Genomic DNA, 16,329 nt, shown 5'->3' on the forward strand with positions numbered 1-16,329 from the left:
GCGTCGGCGCCCACTGGCTGACGTTTCCAGGTTCAGGATTATTATTGTGCCGACGCTCCGCGTCGGCATGCCTTGAGTGACGCTCTACGTCACAACTCTGCGTTGCACCGCGCATCGGTGCCGAACGCAGAGCCGGCAGAACGGCATCTCCCAATCAGACCCCGATATTGCCCAGCGTCTGCACGATGTTGCGCAAGGTGCCAGCGATGGTCGGGTGCTCCAGCTCGAAACGCTCTACGGCCAGATTCACGCCATCAGCCAGGCTGCTGTCCTGTTCGTGAGTGGCCTGTTCCAGCTGAATTTTAGTTTCAATTTGTTGCATGAGCTCGTGCAGGTTCTCTCGCTCGGACTCTGACATCGGCGGATTATGCTCCAGTTGCTCGCGCAGGGTATCGAGTTGTTCTTGCAGTTCGCGGGCGGGCATGACGTGCTCCTTGATTGATAAGGCTGTCTCATGGACTTCGCCGGAGCGCTAAAGGTCCACGATCACTCAAGACTAATCCAGTCGGCAGCCTGCTGCATATGTATCAGGGCTTTTCACCTTTGCTGCGCCGCAGGGCGATATCGGCCAGGCAGGACTCCAGGTCGCCCAGGTGATCAATTACCGAGTGCACACCGAGTGAATAGAGTTTCAGTGTGGCCTGTGCGCGCCGTTGCTCGCGTTCGGCATTGCTCAGTGCGTGCCATTGTGAAGGCGAGAGCCCGCACAGTGGTCCGCAGGACGCCAGTCCGATGGTCCACAGGCCCGCGTTCAGCCCGGACTGCAACAAGCGCGGGTCGCCGCTGATCAACACGCAGCCGTCCAGTTGGCTGACTTTCAGTGCCATCAGTGCCATCCAGCAGGCATCCGGTGCTGGCCAGCCGGCGATTGGGCGAGGGGCGGGGATCATCCAGTCTTTCACCGGTGCAGCCAGTGTGGCACTGACGGCCTCAGGCAACTCATCAAGCCAGGCGCACGGCATACTCTGCTCACGAAGAGTCTGCAGAATATTCAGCGCACCGGGTGTGAGCTGCGCGTGCTCGTGCTCCGGGTTACGTGCGCTTGCGGCCTGTGCACCGAAGTCCACCAGGCAGCCGCTCAGGCCGAACAGCAGTGCGGGGAAGGTTGGCAGAGGCGTAATGACCGGCGCGAGCATGGGGATCTCTCTGAAATATCCAGAAACGCTACCGGTCTTTTGTGACACTTGGATGAATGTGCGATGACGAGGTTTATCCGAAACCCTTTGCTGACAGACCTGCCTTATTCGTGACAGAAGGCTTTATACTCCCTGTCCTAGCGTGTGGGGCGTAGCACCCGCGTCATTATTTCGATATCTCGATCAGGAGTGTCAGCTATGCCCGTGACTGGTGCAGGCTTTATCAAGCGTTTGGTGCAATTGTCCCTGTGTGCCGGCATGGCGCTGGTTCCGGTGGCCGTTCAGGCCGCCGAAGATGATCCGTGGGAAGGCATCAACCGTTCCATTTTCAGCTTCAACGATACGCTTGACGCTTACACGCTCAAGCCGCTGGCCAAGGGGTATCAGTACATCGCTCCGCAATTCGTCGAAGACGGCATCCATAATTTCTTCAACAACATCGGCGACGTCGGCAACCTGGCAAACAATGTGCTGCAGGCCAAACCTGAAGCGGCCGGTGTCGATACTGCGCGTCTGATCGTCAACACCACGTTCGGCCTGCTGGGTTTCATTGATGTGGGTACCCACATGGGCCTGCAGCGCAACGATGAAGATTTTGGCCAGACACTTGGCTATTGGGGTGTGCCTAGCGGTCCGTTTGTGGTGATTCCGCTGCTGGGTCCCAGCACCGTGCGTGACGCTATCGCCAAATATCCGGACACCTACACCTCTCCGTACCGTTACATCGATCATGTACCGACCCGCAATACGGCACTGGGCGTCAACCTGATCGATACGCGCGCCAGTCTGCTGTCTGCCGAGCGGATGGTCAGCGGTGATCGCTACACGTTCATCCGTAATGCCTACCTGCAGAACCGCGAGTTCAAGGTCAAGGACGGGAAGGTCGAAGACGATTTCTAATCGCTATTTTGTATCGGTATGAATCCATAAAGGCGACCCTGGGTCGCCTTTATTATTTTGTGAAAGTGTGAACCGGTTCCGCCCGTGGTCAGCTCATCGAGATGATCGAAAGCCCCAGTTTCTGTCCGCCGCCTTCTTCGTCATTCACCCACACAACCTCGGTTTCAGTCTCAAGGCCTTTGAGTGCCGGGTGGTCAGAGTCAATGCGCACGCTGAGTCTGTCTCCGACCTGGAACGAGCGTGGCGCCTGAACCTGCATGCCCGAGCTGGAAAGGTCAATGCATACGGCGGGAATCACCTGACCTGCGTGAATCAGATTGACGTCTGCATCGACGCGCATGCGGATGTAATCCCGTTTTTCCTCGTAGTCGCGATCATTTCGACTCATGTACAGTCCTTCGTTTTAGTTGCTGATTTGTGAGTTCTTATAACTCCGGGTGATTTGCGATGTAAAGAGCGCAAAGTGAGGGTAGGAGCATGCTTGAAACACCCGTCGGATGGGAGTACCGTCTGCGCCTTGAAGGGCACCTCTGAAACACGATAGGCACATTCAATTGTCGCGTGTTATTACAGAGAGGCTAGAAGCGAATCCAGTAAGCGGGTTCCGGTAATACCGGGCCGCCTACGCCAACCTGATCTGGCGCCGTTTGCCCCCATGCCAAAAACCAGTGCCAAGCTGCTGATTATCGATGACGACGATGTAGTGCGTGCAAGCCTCGCCGCCTACCTTGAAGACAGTGGCTTCAGCGTTCTGCAAGCGACTAATGGCTTGCAGGGAATTCAGATGTTCGAGCAAGAGAATCCCGACCTGGTGGTCTGCGATCTACGCATGCCGCAGATGGGCGGGCTTGAGCTGATCCGTCAGGTCACCTCCATCGCTCCGCAGACGCCTGTCATCGTTGTATCCGGTGCAGGCGTGATGAGCGATGCGGTTGAGGCGTTGCGCCTGGGCGCTGCCGATTACCTGATCAAGCCCCTCGAGGACCTTGCCGTATTGGAGCATTCAGTGCGCCGCGCACTGGATAGGGCTCGTTTGCTCACTGAAAACCAGGTTTATCGGGAAAAACTGGAAAAGGCCAATCGCGAGCTTGAAGCCAGTCTTCACCTCTTGCAGGAAGACCAGGATGCAGGTCGGCAAGTGCAGATGAACATGTTGCCGATTACGCCGTGGTCGATTGACGAGTTCAAGTTTGCTCACCAGATTATCCCGTCACTGTATCTTTCCGGCGATTTTGTCGATTATTTCAGGGTCGACGAACGGCGTGTCGCTTTCTACCTGGCAGATGTTTCAGGTCACGGTGCATCCTCGGCATTCATTACGGTGCTACTGAAGTTCATGACCACGCGCCTGCTGTTTGAGTCCAGGCGCGGTGGTACGCTTCCGGAATTCAAGCCGTCGGACGTGCTGGGGCACATCAACCGCGGACTCATCAGTTGCAAGCTGGGCAAGCATGTCACGATGGTCGGCGGTGTGATCGATGAAGAGTCAGGTAAACTGACGTACGCAGTGGGTGGTCATTTGCCATTGCCGGTGTTGTATTCCGAAGGGCAGGCACGCTATCTGGAAGGCCGTGGTCTTCCGGTCGGGCTGTTCAACGAAGCGACCTATCAGGATCACGAAATCGACCTGCCAGGGTCCTTCAGTCTGACCATGTTGTCTGATGGCATACTGGACCTCTTGCCCGGTGATACACTCAAAGAGAAAGAAGCCGTCCTTCCCGAGTTGGTCAAGACGGCTGGCGGCAGCCTGGATGGCTTGCAGCAGGTTTTTGAATTGGCAACGCTAGGGGAGATGCCGGATGATATCGCCTTGTTAGTGTTAAGCAGGAATCTTGAATGAGTACCGGTAGAATCCAGTTCGCCGAGCAGGAAGGCACCTTCGTTCTCAAGTTCGTGGGTGAAGTGCGGTTGACGCTGTGTTCGGCCCTGGATGCGACTATCGAGCGCATCTTCACTGCGTTGAATTTCTCGGCGGTGGTCATCGACCTTACCGAGACACGCAGCATTGACAGCACTACGCTTGGCTTGCTGGCCAAGCTGTCCATTTTGTCGCGTCAGAAGGTGGGGCTCTTGCCGACGCTAGTGACCACTCACGAGGACATCACGCGCCTGTTGCAGTCGATGGGCTTTGATCAGGTGTTCAACATCGTTGACCGGCCTCTGCCGCGTCCCGAGTCCCTTACCGACCTGCCTTCACAGGATCAGTGCGAAGAAGTGGTCAAGGCCAAGGTGCTTGAGGCGCACAAGATTCTCATGGGCCTCAACGACTCGAATCGTGAAGCGTTCCACGATCTGGTCAATGCGCTGGAAGGTCAACGCTAGACGTTCGTCGCGTCTGTCCCGTCGATCATTTCCTTGAACGACAGACAGCAAAAAGGGCGACACCCGTTAAGGTGTCGCCCTTTTTTATTTTCAGGCTTTTTTGGCGGAGAGCAGCGCTTCCAGTTTTTCCTGATCGCGAGCGAACTGACGAATGCCTTCAGCCAGTTTTTCAGTGGCCATTGCATCTTCGTTGGAAGCCCATCGGAACTGGCTCTCGTTCAGGCTCTGGCGGGCTTCACCGGCGTTGCCCGGAGCAAGCTTGCGTTCCAGCGTGCCGGTGTCCTCCGCCAGTTTGTTAAGCAGCTCTGTGCTGATCGTCAGGCGGTCGCAGCCTGCCAGCTGTTCGATCTGGTTCAGATTGCGGAAGCTGGCACCCATGACCACTGTCTTGAAATCATTGGCCTTGTAGTAGTTGTAGATGCGCGTCACCGACTGTACGCCTGGGTCTTGCGCGCCGGTGTAGTCGGTGCCTGAAGACTTTTTGTACCAGTCGTAGATACGACCCACAAACGGCGAGATCAGGAAGACGCCGGCTTCGGCACAAGCCACCGCCTGAGCGAAGGAGAACAGCAGGGTCAGGTTGGTCTGGATACCTTGTTTCTCGAGGTGTTCTGCGGCGCGTATGCCTTCCCAGGTAGCAGCGAGCTTGACCAGTACGCGGTCGCGGCTGATGCCTGCCTTGTCGTAAAGGCCCATCAAGCGCTCGCTGCGTTCGATCAGCGCGTCTTTATCGAAAGACAGTCGTGCATCCACCTCGGTGGAAACACGGCCTGGGACGACCTTGAGAATCTCCTGGCCGATGGCCACGGCGAAGCGGTCACAGGCCAGTCCAATGTCGCCTTTGCTGCCACTGAATGCCTCTTCGAGCATAGCCTTGTTGCTTGCGTTCGAGGCCGCCTTGAGCAGCAAGGAAGGGTTGGTAGTGGCGTCTTGCGGCTTGAGGCTTTCTATAGCGCCGAAGTCGCCGGTGTCAGCAACAACGGTAGTGAATTTCTTGAGTTGATCCAGCTTGGAAGTCATGAGCGTGCTCTGTCCTGTGCGGTTGGATGACATTACCCGAGCGCTGCCGACCACTCAAGGCCGCAGCGTTTCCTGCTGCCGATGATAGGCCCTGAGGGGCGGCATTGTCGTGAATACCTTTGTCTAGACTGTTTTTGAGCCTCGCGCGGACTGCTTGTTCCCTTGATATGCATTTAACGGTTATCAGGCAGCCTGCAGCCTGCGAGATTCAAAGCGACCACTTCAGCGAGACCATCAGGTTGCGCGGGTCACCGTATACGCCGCTGCCGGTGGCCGTAGGAATGCCTTGCCAGTATTTTTCGTCGAATACGTTGTTGAGATTGATCCGCGCATCCCAGTGCTCGTCGAAACGGTAGCCTGCCATCAGCCCCACAACAGCGTAGGCGTCCTGCGCGGAATGACCGTTGCCGACTCTGTTGTATGTATCGCTTTGCGCCAGGACGTCTGCGCCCACGCGCCAGTGATTCAAATTACCGGGCAGGTGATAAGAGGTCGCCGCCTTGAACAGATGCTTGGGCTGATTGGGTGCGAACAGGTCGCCCTTGTCATTGTTCCGGTCTTTGACGTACTGGCTCAGCACCAGCGTGTAGGAGGCTGATGCCTGCCAGTCCGGTGTCAACTGGCCAGTGATCTCGGCATCGACCCCCCTGCTGCGCACTTCGCCCGCCGCTTCGTAACAAGTGCGATTCTGCTGCTGGCAGGTGACTGGCGGATTGACGATGGCGTACGCGCGGTTTTCCTGAGTCATGTCGAACAGCGCCAACGATGCATTCAGACCACCGTCGAAGTACTCGCCTTTCAGGCCGATTTCGTAGCTTTCGCCCGTCATCGGCTCAAGCACGCCGCCTCCTGCGTCCAGCTGGTTCTGCGGCTTGAAGATTTCGGTGTAGCTGGCGTAGGCGGAATAGGTGTCGTTCAGGTCATAGACGATGCCGGCATAGGGCGTCACCTCCCGAATGACCTTGTAGTCGCCATTGCTGGCCGAACGGTTCTGGTAGTCGTACCAGCTAACGCGGCTGCCGACGATAACGTGCAACGGATCAATCGGGTTGAAGCGCGCGGCAGCGTAGACGCCTTCCTCGGTGGCTGTGTTCTGGTTGACGTAAGCAGTACGCGTGGCAGGGTCAGGTTTTGCAATCAGTTTGGGGTTGAAGTTATAGATGTCGACCGGCGTGGAGCCATAAAAACCACCTTTCTGGTCAAACTTTTCTTCGCGACGACTCACGCCGAGCATCAGCTCGTGTTGTCGGCCAAGTAGCTGGAATGGACCGGACAGTGAGCCGTCCAGGCTGGTCTGCACGTCTGTGGTGTCGTACTGACCGGCCGCCTGGCCATAACCGGTGCCAAGGGCGGTCAGGTAGTTGGAATACATATCGGACTCAGCCCAGATTCTGGTCGCTGCCAGCTTGCTGCTCCAGCCGTTGTCGAAACGATGGGTCAGGTCAGTGAAGATACTGACGTTATCCTTGTCCCAATACGCCCAGTCGTTACTGAGGAACGTGGAGCGCGGCAGATGAAGGTTCTCACCGTTAGGACCTGACGGCAGGCTGCCCCAGTCGGAGGTCGCGTCATCGCGTTGTTTCGAGGCTCCGATGGTCCAGGTCGTCGATTCGTTGAGGTCGGCTTCCAGAACGCCATAGAACGTCTGACGTTCTTTATCGCGCTCATCGACAAAACTGTTGCCTGTTTCATAGGCTGTCACCACGCGGCCGCGCAATGTTCGGGCATCGTTGAGCGCGTTTGATGCGTCTACCTCGGTCCGGTAGCGGTCCCAGCTTCCGGCGCTGGCGGTCACACTCACCTGGGGAGTCGCAGTCGGGCGCTTGCGGATCAGATTCAGCGTTGCCGACGGGCTGCCTGCACCGGTCATCAGCCCCGTCGCGCCGCGGACCACTTCGACGCGGTCGTACAACGCCAGATCAGCGCCGGAAATGGTGTCCAGTGTAAAGGTGCTGACAATCGTCGGCAGGCCGTCATACATCAGATTATCGATGGTAAAGCCGCGTGCCAGAAACTGCTGACGGTCCGAGCCGAATTTGCGCAGTGTCACGCCGGGTGCATATTTAACGACATCATTGAGGTCGTTCATGCCCTGATCTTCGATTCGCTGACGGGTGATCACGCTGACCGACTGTGGTGTCTCGCGAGCCGAAAGGGGCAGTCCGGTTGCGCTGTTCATCGAGCCCGTGGTGTACGAACCGCTGCCTTCTGTGGTGGCCATTCCGGCGATGCCGGTCTGGGCGCTGATGTCCACGTTGCCCAAGGTCATCGAGCCACCGCTGGCAGGCAGGAATACCTTCGCAGCATTGCCCTGTACCTGTGCATCAAGGCCGCTGCCCAGCAAAAGCTGATTCAATGCCTGAGCCGGTTCAAGGCTGCCTTTGAGGGCCGGTGCCTGCTTGCTCGCAAGCAACTGTTCATCAACCGATATCTGCATGCCGCCCGCCTGACTCAGTTGTGCGAGCGATCTGGAAAGCGGCTGTGCAGGCAGATCGAGTTGAACGGAACTGCCCAGGGCTGCGGCTGACAGGCCGAGTGCTACAAGGCCGGTCAACGAAGGTAGAAACGGACGAAGCATTAGGATCATTCCTGCTGAGACTGGGGCGTGACGGGAAAGCGGGTTGACGGTGCACTGCCTGATAAGTCGTGACGGGCCGCGGCGGAGGGCGAGGTTAACAAAATTTTCACAAAATAATAAATGCTAATCACTATCAGTTACATTCTCATACATATTTGTAGCGAAGGTTCGCTGGTGGCGTTGAGCAGTGCATTGGGGTAAAGATACGGTTCAACTCGCGATGATCTGAAGGAACCAGCATGCATTCACGACGCTTTCCCATCACTGCCGCTATCGGATTTTCCCTGCTCTGCATGGGGGCCAGCGCCGCCGAACCGTCATCCGGTCAGTTGCTGAAAAAAGCCCAGGCCGAACAAAAGCCCTACCTCGAAACCGTCCGGCAACTGGTGGATATCGATACCGGTACCGGCCAGGCAGCTGGTCTGAAAACCGTCAGCGCAATGCTGGTCGAGCGTCTCAAGGCGCTTGGTGCCCAAGTCACTACCTCGCCGGCAGATCCCTCAGCGGGTGACAACATCGTCGGCACGTTCAAAGGTAATGGCACCCGGTCTTTTCTGTTGATGGTCCACTACGACACGGTATTTGGACCGGGCACTGCCGCCAGACGTCCGTTCAGGCTCGACAGCGAACGCGCCTATGGTCCCGGAGTGGCAGATGCCAAGGGGGGCGTGGCGATGATTCTGCACTCGCTGCAATTGCTGCAGGACCAGAACTTCAAGGATTTCGGTACGATCACCGTGCTGTTCAATCCGGACGAGGAGACCGGCTCCAGCGGATCGAAAAAAGTCATCGCCGAACTCGCTCGCCAGCATGATTACGTGTTCTCGTACGAACCCCCTGATAAAGACGCCGTAACCGTCGCCACCAACGGCATCAATGGTCTGCTCCTCGATGTCAAAGGCAAATCGTCACACGCAGGTTCTGCTCCCGAAGCAGGGCGCAACGCGGCCATCGAGCTGGCGCATCAGTTGCTGCAACTCAAGGACCTTGGCGATCCGGGCAAGGGGACGACCGTCAACTGGACCCTGATCAAAGGCGGGGAGAAGCGCAATATCATTCCTTCCAGCGCTTCAGCCGAAGCAGATATGCGTTATTCCGATCTGAGCGAAAGCGACCGGGTGCTCGCTGACGGTCAGCGGATTGTGAAGAAGATACTCATCGACGGTACCGAAGTGACCTTGCGTATGGAAAAAGGCCGTCCGCCGCTCGCCAGGAACCCTGGTTCCGAACACCTGGCGAAAACTGCACAGGCGCTTTACGAGAAGATTGGTCGCACGATAGAGCCTATCGCCATGCGTTTTGGTACGGATGCGGGCTACGCCTATGTACCGGGTAGCGCAAAGCCTGCCGTGCTTGAAACAATGGGCGTGGTCGGCGCTGGCTTGCATGCCGATGATGAATACATCGAACTGTCGAGCATTGCGCCCAGGCTCTACCTGACAGTGGCATTGATTACGCAGCTGTCGGGAGGAGGTGAGGCACCTTGACAGTCAGCGAGCGATAGCCGTGCGCCCTGTCGAGTCCGCGCCATTGGTCGAAGCGTCAGGCATTCGAGATTGACCTGAAGCCTGATAAACGATTAACTGTATATGCATACAGCTAATCATAAAAGGCCCGTCTCATGAGTGTCACTTTCCTTGGCCCGTTGTCCGCAGGGGGCATCAAGCTCCCGCTGCTATCCCTGTCATCCGTTGGCTCCAGGTCGCCAGTGGTCGAGAAACATGTCTCTATCGCAGAGCTTTGTGAGGTCCGTGAGCCCCACGTCTATCTGGCCAGGGTCGAGGATGAGGGCATGCAAGGTGGCGGCATGCGCAGGGGGGACATGCTGGTTGTCGACCGCAGCCAGTATGCCGAGCACGGTGACGTCGTTGTCGCTTCACTCAACACGCGGCAGCTGTGCCGACGTTTGCACATGCGTGGCGATGTCGTGATCCTCAAGTCCGAAAACCCGGATTATCCGTCGCTGCATGTCACTGATCACGATGATCTGATCATTCTCGGCGTGGTGACTTACAGCCTGAAAAACCTTCTTGAAGGCCGCACCGCATCTTCAGCTCATCGATGAACAGGCGCCTGGCCTTGCATTGCAAGCGCTCGCGTGATCTGCTGCCGACCCTATGGTTTTTACCCGGAAATTGAGCGCATGCAGGAACTACTTGACCAGTTACGACTTCCCAAGGCTGTCCAGGGGGCTGTCAGTGATCTGGTAAGAGCGCTCGACGCAACCAGTACCCGCGCTGACGTGGAAGCCGAAGGGGCATTGCAGATCGAATACATTCACGGTCTTGAGACAAGCAAAAAGTTGCGACCTGCTGATGCCGAGGCGCTTTACATCATTTTTGACGACGCAGTTCAGGCGCGTTTGCAGGCGCTTGTCGATTGACTCGGGACTCGGCCAATCCTCCAGCCTGCGTGAAGTTTATCTAACAGAGTATTTCCGTCGTTTTGATCGGAATCAGTGTTTAACTCACCCCGTGAATCTGTAATTTGCGGGGATATTTCCAGGTTTGAATTGCTATGCGGTTATCGGGCTTTATCCTTGAGAATATCGAGCCTATCGTGCGGGAATGGACCGATTTTGCGCGCACCATGTCCGCGTTGAGCGAACCTCTGGATACCCGAGAGCTCAGGAATCACGTCGAGCGCATGCTCAGGGCCATTGCCACTGATCTGGGAACGGATCAGTCGTCGCAGCAACAGGTCGAAAAATCACAAGGTCAGGTGGTGTCGCAAGAAGACACCGCAGCGAAAAGCCACGCGATCACGCGACTGATGTCAGGCTTCACCATTGATCAGGTGGTCTCGGAATTCCGGGCACTACGGGCGAGCGTCATCAAGCAATGGATGACCCGAGAGACCTCGGACACTCAACAGCAGATCGAGGACATGATCCGCTTCAACGAAGCAATAGACCAGGCTCTCGCGGAATCCATCTCAAGTTACACCGGCGCGGTTCAGGCTTCGCGCAATATTTTCCTCGGGATCCTCGGACACGACCTGCGTACTCCGTTAAGCGCCATATTGCTGGGTGCGGATGTGCTGTTACGCACCAATGACCTTGGCGCGCGACCGACCAAGGTGGCGTCAAGGATCTATTCAAGCGTGAAAAGGGCCAACCAGATCGTCGGCGATCTGCTGGACTTCACACGCTCACAGATCGGTCCCGGCATACCGTTGAAAAAGACCCGGACGGATATCCAGCCGATTTGCGCTCGGATCGTTGACGAATCCCGTACGGTCAATCCAGAGGCGGATATCCACCTGACCTCTGACTATCCGGTTATAGGCAGCTTTGATGGTGATCGGCTGGAGCAGGTCTTTTCCAACCTTATCGGCAATGCCGTACAGCACGGCAACAGCCGCGATCCTGTCGAGGTAACGCTGGCAGTCTCCGAGGGTGCGCTGCAGTTCGTCGTGCACAACACGGGCAGTCCGATTGCCGAAGACGTGCTTCCGTTCATCTTCAACCCGATGGACCGCTACTCGCCCGAAAAGATGACAGACAACGGGCCTTATTCAAGCCTGGGACTGGGTTTGTTCATCGTCGCCAAGATCGTCGATGCTCATGGCGGGCATATCGACGTGACGTCAAAAGCGGACCTTGGCACTACGTTTGCCGTGTCTATTCCTCTGAATGCGGAGTGATGCTTTGTCAGTTTTGGTCTTGGCTTGAATCCAGGCGAGCCTGACTCAAGCTGAACCGCCGCTTTCGAACGAACCCTCTGCCGACAGCTCGCCAGATCGATGCCATGTCAGTTCGTCCAGAGGGCTCAGGTCCTCGTGCTACAGCGTTGGCGAGTACGGCACAACTGAGGGAGGGATGTTTGACGGCTGCAGATGATGGAACCTGCGGTCAGGCATTGGCCACTCATGCATATCCGGCGGCAGTCGACTTGATAGCCATGGCTATAACGTTGCGTGACGCAGATTGTTGATACGTTTGCCTCATAAATATTGAGATGTATCAGCCCTCAAGATGTTTCCTGTCGTTTAACCAAGGTGACCCTGCTTCTATGCCTTGGTGAAATAAATTTAAATAGTCTTGTAAAAACATCGGTTTACTATTGGGCGCTTTGGCTATTCGCTGCGTTACATCCACAAGACGGAGGTGAGCAAGCATGAAGATGCTGATGCTACTCGGGATTTTGCTGTCCGGTGTGCCGGCGTATGCCGCACAGTTGAACCTGGCTCTGGAGCCGGAGAGCAGCAGTAAAGTCTTGCAGAGCGAGGCATTGCTCAAGCATCCATTGGCACAGACCATTACCGTTCCTGATGACGTTTCCTATAAACGGGATATGGTCTATCGCGCAGTGCCCCTGGCATCGTTACTGACAGGCATAAAACCAGAGGATCACCTGCAAATTGTAGCGTTGGACGGCTTTGCGGCTGAGTTATCGGCGGCGCCGCTGCTCAGCGCCCAAGGGGCCCGTGCCTGGCTCGCCATCGAGGACCCGTCCGAACCCTGGCCTGCGCTGCCCGGACGCCAGCAGAGCGCTGGGCCCTTCTATGTGGTGTGGACCAATCCGCAGGCTGGCGGCGTGGGCCCTGAACAATGGCCATTTGAAGTGTCCAGTATCAAACGCATTGCCCTCTTGTCCGAGCGGTTTCCGGTCCTGCTGCCGAGCCCCGAGCTAACGGCAGACGACCCCGTTAACAAGGGGTTTGCATTGTTTCAAAAGAACTGCCTTGCCTGCCATCGAATCAACGGTGCGGGCGATGCTCAGGTCGGACCGGACTTGAACATCCCGTACAGCCCAATCGAATACTTTGGCGTAGACGTTCTCAAGCGCTACATTCGTAACCCGCAAAGCCTGCGCCAATGGCCACAGGCAAAAATGCCCGGATTTTCGTCAGACGTGCTGCCGGATGAAGACCTTGACCTGCTGTTGAGTTACCTAAAACATATGTCAGGCCGAAAGGTTCAGCCGTAATAGATGATTGGGTGTCAGCGCCACTCATATCACCTATTGACCGGGTGGCGGGACCAGCCATCAACCTGCTGCGGATCGAGGAAAACCTCCGCAGCTGGCAGCGTTTGACAGGTACGTACGTGGAAAGCCTGCCGTGGCTTGAGTGCGACTAACGCTACGACCGGCGTCACACCTTCCATCAATGGACCGGCCTTGCTTGCAGATGGCCGGGTACGGTGTGGATTTCCCATTCGAGAATTATGGGCGGATGGCGTGATTTCATGCGACGTTGCAAGGCAAGGTGATGATGACCATCTCTAACTCATCAAAACATCGGTCGATCACCTGCTTGATGCTGACGCTTTTGCGAGTTATGTGTTTCATTGCACCGCGCGTTGTTAGCTCGGCTTCACGTCGTTTCATCCAGGCCTGACCAACCTGCTTGCGGTCGAAGGTTTGGGTTTCCTGATAAACTCGCTGGCCGCTTCGATTAAACCGTATCCTCGTGCAGTAAGCAGTACTGTTACCCCTGCGTTTACGTGGTGTGGTTGTGCCCGTTTCGAATGGGTACGTTTCTGATTTTGGTTTGTATACCCTGCCATCCACTTTCAGAAAACAAGCAAAAATGACCATAAACCGCTGTATAAAAAATCAGTATTGATGAGCACCGAAAAAACAGAAAGCCCAGTAAATACTGGCAAATCAAGCCCTGTACTATCCCGACGCTTCTCCGTTGCGCCGATGATGGACTGGACTGATCATCACTGTCGCTACTTCCTGCGCCTGCTGTCCAGGCACGCATTGTTGTACACCGAAATGGTCACTACCGGTGCCTTGCTCCACGGCGACCGTGAGCGGTTCTTGCGTCATGACGAGACCGAGCACCCGTTGGCGTTGCAGTTGGGCGGTAGCACGGCGGCGGACTTGGCGGCGTGTGCGCGGCTGGCTGAGGAGGCGGGTTATGACGAGGTCAATCTGAACGTCGGATGTCCGAGTGATCGGGTGCAGAACAACATGATTGGCGCGTGCCTGATGGCGCATCCGGAGTTGGTCGCTGATTGCGTGAAGGCCATGCGCGATGCGGTGGCTATTCCGGTTACGGTCAAGCACCGTATCGGTATCAATGGTCGTGACAGCTACGCCGAACTGTGTGATTTCGTCGGCAAGGTCCATGAGGCGGGGTGTGAGAGTTTTACGGTTCACGCGCGCATCGCGATTCTGGAAGGGCTGTCACCCAAGGAGAATCGCGATATTCCGCCGCTGCGCTACGACGTGGTTGCGCAGTTGAAGTCTGATTTTCCCGATCTGGAGATTGTGCTCAACGGCGGCATCAAGACGCTTGAGCAGTGCAATGATCATTTAAAGACGTTTGATGGCGTCATGCTGGGCCGTGAGGCCTATCACAACCCCTATCTGCTGGCCCACGTCGATCAGCAATTGTTTGGCAGCACAGCACCGGTCATAAGCCGCCATGCTGCGCTGGAGGCGATGCGGCCTTACATCGCGGCGCATATTGCAAGCGGCGGTAACATGCACCACGTCACCCGGCATATGCTCGGGCTCGGCCTGGGGTTCCCCGGCGCACGACGTTTTCGTCAGTTGCTGTCGGTTGATATCCACAAGGCGGAAAATCCGATGATATTGCTGGATCAGGCCGCGGCGTTTCTCGAGGGGCATTAGTCTGAACAAACGCGTTGAACGGGTGGCTTTGGCAGGCTGATCTATGCTCAGGTCTACTGTCCATAAGGCCGCCCTCCACCATGTTGAATCGACGAAACTTTCTCGAGTTTTCTTCGATATCTGCTCTGTTGTTCGTATCAGGTATCCCTTCTTCCTCACAGGCCGACGAGCGGTTGAAAATGGGTGATGTCGAGCCCTTTTCTTTTGATTTGTTGGTACAGCGCGCACGCGAAGCGGCCTCTCAACCGTACATTGTCCCGTCCAGCCCCTCGGCGGACGTGCTGGCGAAACTGGACTATGACGCTCACGGCAAGATCCACTTCAAGCCTGAGTACGCTTTGTTTGCAAAGGGGCCGGGGCAATTCCCGGTGACCTTTTTTCATTCGGGTAAATTCTTCCCCAAACCGGTACGGCTCTATGTAGTCGATAAAGGTGCTGCCAAAGAAATTCTCTACGATCAGGCCTATTTCGATATGCCTGACGACAGCCCTGCGCAGCAGTTGGCGAACGGGGGCGGTTTCGCTGGCTTTCGCTTTCAGGAAAGCCGCACGGTGGGCCAGCAAAAGCTCGATTGGCGCGACAACGACTGGGTCGCGTTTCTCGGTGCCGCCTACTTTCGTGCCATAGGCGAGCTGTATCAATACGGTCTTTCCGCGCGAGGTATCGCGCTGGATGTTGCGCAGGCCGAGCGTCCGGAAGAGTTTCCCGACTTCACCCACTTCTGGTTTGAAACGCCGGACAGCGAAAAATCCGATGCCGTTGTTGTGTATGCGCTGCTCTATGGGCCAAGTATCTGTGGGGCCTATCGCTTTGTCATACAGCGTGGCAAAGGGGTCGTCATGGATGTCGAGGCAGTGCTGTTCATGCGCAGTGAAGTGCAGAGGTTCGGCATCGCGCCGATCAGTTCGATGTACTGGTTCAGTGAGCAGTTAAAGAAGACCGCCGTTGACTGGCGGCCCGAGGTCCACGACTCCGATGGCCTGGCGATCTGGACCGGATCGGGTGAGCGTATATGGCGACCGCTGAACAACCCGCCGAGAACCATGGCATCGGCGTTCAGCGACAATAATCCGCGCGGCTTTGGTCTCCTGCAGCGGGATCGCAATTTCGATCATTATATGGATGGCGTGCATTACGAGCGGCGGCCGAGTCTGTGGGTCGAACCGCTGGGCGATTGGGGGGAGGGTGCCGTGCAGTTGGTTGAAATCCCTACCGACGATGAGATTCACGACAATATCGTTGCCATGTGGGTGCCCAAAAAGCCGGCAGGTCCTGGGACAGATTATCGCCTGCGTTATCGTCTGCACTGGCTGGCCGATGAGCCATACCCCGGCGAATTGGCGCATTGTGTGGCGACGCGTCTCGGTAATGGCGGTCAGCCCGGACAGCCCCGGCCGCAAGGCGTGCGCAAGTTCATGGTTGAATTCCTCGGCCGCTCTCTGGAGCAACTGCCGTCCGGTGTTTTTCCGGAAGCGGTGTTGTCCAGCTCACGAGGCCGTTTTTCCTATATTTACACCGAGGCAATATCCGACGGTCTGGCAGGGCATTGGCGGGCACAGTTCGACCTGATCGTAGAGGGTACAGACGCGGTGGACATGCGCCTGTATCTGCGTCTGGGTGATCAGACACTGTCCGAGACCTGGTTATACCAATACCATCCTTTCTGATGGCGTGGGTCAGGCAGGTCAGCTCGATGTATTGAGCGTTGCAGCAGGTGGACACCTATTGTCCTGAATCAACAAGCTGCCGTTCAGCAGTGGTTGCCTGCCAGCCAACGGATTAT

The 16,329-nt window shown here is 56.5% G+C and carries 16 protein-coding genes and 1 pseudogene; 11 read left to right on the forward strand and 6 right to left on the reverse strand.

Features of this window, described 5'->3' with window-relative positions; translation table 11 throughout:
- Window positions 1-154: 154 nt before the first annotated feature.
- Complete coding sequence (locus ALO80_RS16955; protein ID WP_055006534.1) at window positions 155-424, reverse strand: DUF4404 family protein; 270 nt, start codon at window positions 422-424, stop codon at window positions 155-157.
- Between the two features lie 103 nt (window positions 425-527).
- Window positions 528-1,136, reverse strand: a complete 609-nt coding sequence (locus ALO80_RS16960) for a hypothetical protein (protein WP_055009828.1) — start codon at window positions 1,134-1,136, stop codon at window positions 528-530.
- 198 nt (window positions 1,137-1,334) lie between these two features.
- Between ALO80_RS16960 and ALO80_RS16965 the strand changes: the two genes are divergently transcribed.
- Window positions 1,335-2,036: an MlaA family lipoprotein gene (locus ALO80_RS16965; RefSeq protein WP_054984968.1), complete on the forward strand. Its 702-nt coding sequence runs from the start codon at window positions 1,335-1,337 to the stop codon at window positions 2,034-2,036.
- An 88-nt stretch (window positions 2,037-2,124) separates the two neighbouring features.
- On the opposite strand, the gene ALO80_RS16970 is transcribed toward ALO80_RS16965, so the two are convergent.
- Window positions 2,125-2,424 carry a PilZ domain-containing protein gene (locus ALO80_RS16970; RefSeq protein WP_055009829.1) on the reverse strand — a complete coding sequence of 100 codons (300 nt, stop codon included), beginning with the start codon at window positions 2,422-2,424 and terminating at the stop codon, window positions 2,125-2,127.
- A gap of 267 nt (window positions 2,425-2,691) precedes the next feature.
- On the opposite strand from ALO80_RS16970, the gene rssB reads away from it, so the two are divergent.
- Together rssB and rssC are read left to right on the forward strand one after the other, a co-directional pair.
- Window positions 2,692-3,876 (forward strand): two-component system response regulator RssB, encoded by a 1,185-nt coding sequence (gene rssB, locus ALO80_RS16975; protein WP_055009830.1) that lies wholly within the window; start codon window positions 2,692-2,694, stop codon window positions 3,874-3,876.
- The gene (gene rssC, locus ALO80_RS16980) at window positions 3,873-4,358 is read left to right on the forward strand and encodes an anti-sigma factor antagonist RssC (protein ID WP_002552898.1); all 486 of its coding nucleotides are present in this window, start codon (window positions 3,873-3,875) and stop codon (window positions 4,356-4,358) included. Before rssB ends, rssC begins: the two co-directional genes overlap by 4 nt.
- A 90-nt stretch (window positions 4,359-4,448) precedes the next feature.
- On the opposite strand, the gene tal is transcribed toward rssC, so the two are convergent.
- Both tal and ALO80_RS16990 read right to left on the reverse strand, forming a co-directional pair.
- Window positions 4,449-5,378 carry a transaldolase gene (tal, locus tag ALO80_RS16985; protein ID WP_055009831.1) on the reverse strand — a complete coding sequence of 310 codons (930 nt, stop codon included), beginning with the start codon at window positions 5,376-5,378 and terminating at the stop codon, window positions 4,449-4,451.
- Window positions 5,379-5,586: 208 nt separating this feature from the next.
- Window positions 5,587-7,956, reverse strand: a complete 2,370-nt coding sequence (locus ALO80_RS16990; RefSeq protein WP_055009832.1) for a TonB-dependent siderophore receptor — start codon at window positions 7,954-7,956, stop codon at window positions 5,587-5,589.
- 239 nt (window positions 7,957-8,195) lie between these two features.
- On the opposite strand from ALO80_RS16990, the gene ALO80_RS16995 reads away from it, so the two are divergent.
- The 6 genes and pseudogenes from ALO80_RS16995 to ALO80_RS31770 all read left to right on the forward strand — a co-directional run.
- Complete coding sequence (locus tag ALO80_RS16995; protein WP_055009833.1) at window positions 8,196-9,443, forward strand: M20/M25/M40 family metallo-hydrolase; 1,248 nt, start codon at window positions 8,196-8,198, stop codon at window positions 9,441-9,443.
- Window positions 9,444-9,577: 134 nt separating this feature from the next.
- Window positions 9,578-10,021, forward strand: coding sequence for a S24 family peptidase (locus tag ALO80_RS17000; RefSeq protein WP_055009834.1), 444 nt, complete (start codon window positions 9,578-9,580; stop codon window positions 10,019-10,021).
- Between the two features lie 78 nt (window positions 10,022-10,099).
- Entirely contained in the window at window positions 10,100-10,339 is a 240-nt protein-coding gene (locus ALO80_RS17005; protein ID WP_055009835.1) for a hypothetical protein, read from the forward strand.
- A 134-nt stretch (window positions 10,340-10,473) separates the two neighbouring features.
- Window positions 10,474-11,601: a sensor histidine kinase gene (locus tag ALO80_RS17010; RefSeq protein ID WP_055009836.1), complete on the forward strand. Its 1,128-nt coding sequence runs from the start codon at window positions 10,474-10,476 to the stop codon at window positions 11,599-11,601.
- Between the two features lie 473 nt (window positions 11,602-12,074).
- Entirely contained in the window at window positions 12,075-12,887 is an 813-nt protein-coding gene (locus ALO80_RS17015) for a c-type cytochrome (RefSeq protein ID WP_055009837.1), read from the forward strand.
- A gap of 50 nt (window positions 12,888-12,937) precedes the next feature.
- Window positions 12,938-13,168 (forward strand): annotated as a pseudogene (locus ALO80_RS31770) (DNA adenine methylase); the annotation flags it as partial.
- Here ALO80_RS31770 and ALO80_RS30885 read toward each other — a convergent pair.
- Window positions 13,146-13,499 carry a chorismate mutase gene (locus ALO80_RS30885; protein ID WP_144434232.1) on the reverse strand — a complete coding sequence of 118 codons (354 nt, stop codon included), beginning with the start codon at window positions 13,497-13,499 and terminating at the stop codon, window positions 13,146-13,148. The pseudogene ALO80_RS31770 and the gene ALO80_RS30885 sit on opposite strands and share 23 nt — an antisense overlap.
- Before the next feature lie 27 nt (window positions 13,500-13,526).
- On the opposite strand from ALO80_RS30885, the gene dusA reads away from it, so the two are divergent.
- A complete protein-coding gene (dusA, locus tag ALO80_RS17020) occupies window positions 13,527-14,546 on the forward strand; it encodes a tRNA dihydrouridine(20/20a) synthase DusA (RefSeq protein ID WP_055009838.1) in 1,020 nt (339 codons plus the stop codon).
- Between the two features lie 179 nt (window positions 14,547-14,725).
- A complete protein-coding gene (locus ALO80_RS17025) occupies window positions 14,726-16,213 on the forward strand; it encodes a glucan biosynthesis protein (RefSeq protein ID WP_055009839.1) in 1,488 nt (495 codons plus the stop codon).
- Window positions 16,214-16,329 lie beyond the last annotated feature (116 nt).

This window comes from Pseudomonas caricapapayae, assembly GCF_001400735.1.
Classification (GTDB): Bacteria; Pseudomonadota; Gammaproteobacteria; order Pseudomonadales; family Pseudomonadaceae; genus Aquipseudomonas; species Aquipseudomonas caricapapayae.